Genomic DNA, 1,222 nt, shown 5'->3' with positions numbered 1-1,222 from the left:
GGGGACTTATCTGTTCAATGCGCCGGGTCCAGGCGACGGGTGATGTCCTGGGTTCGATGCGCCGATGTGGGGACGTGCGATGACCAAGAAGAAGAGCGAGCCGCAGTACAAGATCACGGGATTGCGCGGCATCCTTGTCTATCTGTTCGGGCTGTCGGGGATCATCAACATCCTGGCGCTGACGGGCGCCTTCTACATGCTGCAGATCTACGACCGGGCGCTGACCAGCGGCTCGATCTCGACGCTGGTGGCGCTGTCGATCCTGGCGATCAGCCTCTATTTGTTCCAGGGGATGTTCGACATCATCCGCTCGCAGATCCTGATCCGGCTCGGCGCGCGGCTGGATGCGGAGTTGGCGCCGATCGCCCACAAGGTGGTGATCGAGATGCCGCGCTACGGCTACTCGACCTCGGAGGCGATGGAGCGCGGCCGCGACGTCGACACGCTGCGCGGCTTCCTGTCGAGCCAGGGTCCGGTGGCGCTGTTCGACCTGCCATGGATGCCGATCTACCTGGTGTTCGTCTGGCTGCTGCATCCGATGCTGGGGCTTTTGACGGTCGGGGGCGCGGTGGTGCTGACGCTGCTGACTGTTATCGCCGAGGTGCTGACCAGGCGGCATTCGCAGTCGATGATCAAGGCCTCGGTGGCACGCAATTCGGTGGCCGATTCGAATGCCCGCAACAGCGACATCATGCATGCGATGGGGATCACCGGGCGGGCCGTCGATCGCTTCGAGAAGGCCAACCGTCGCCACCTCGACTGTCAGACGAAGACGTCCGATGTCGGCGGCACGCTGTCGGGCCTGTCGAAGGTGCTGCGCATGATGCTGCAGTCGGCGATCCTCGGGCTGGGGGCGTATCTGGCGATCCGCGGCGAGCTGTCGTCGGGCTCGATCATCGCCTCGTCGATCGTCACGGCGCGCGCGCTGGCGCCGGTCGATCTGGCGATCGCCCAGTGGAAGGGCGTGGTCGGCGCCAGGCGCAGCCATCAGCGGCTGAACGAGACGCTGGCGGTGCTGAACGACAAGAGCGACTATGTCGAGCTGCCGGCGCCGCATGAGAGCCTGACGGTCGACACCATCACGACGGTGGCGCCGACGACCGGGGCGGTGCTGTTGAGCGAAGTGAGCTTCACGCTGAAGGCCGGCCAGGCGCTCGGGCTGATCGGCCCGTCGGGGGGTGGCAAGACGACGCTGGCGCGCTCGATCCTCGGCATCTGGCCG

Annotated in this window: 1 protein-coding gene; it reads left to right on the top strand. The window is 65.9% G+C overall.

The genetic code is table 11. From position 1 onward, the window contains the following. Nucleotides 1–79: 79 nt before the first annotated feature. On the top strand, nucleotides 80–1,222 hold a 1,143-nt coding region (locus FHT71_RS31000; RefSeq protein WP_246718118.1), incomplete at its 3' end, for an ABC transporter transmembrane domain-containing protein.

This window comes from Rhizobium sp. BK060 (assembly GCF_014193145.1).
Lineage (GTDB): Bacteria > Pseudomonadota > Alphaproteobacteria > Rhizobiales > Rhizobiaceae > Rhizobium.
Note: the sequence above shows the minus strand (reverse complement) of the source record. Positions and strands in the feature narration are given on the sequence as shown.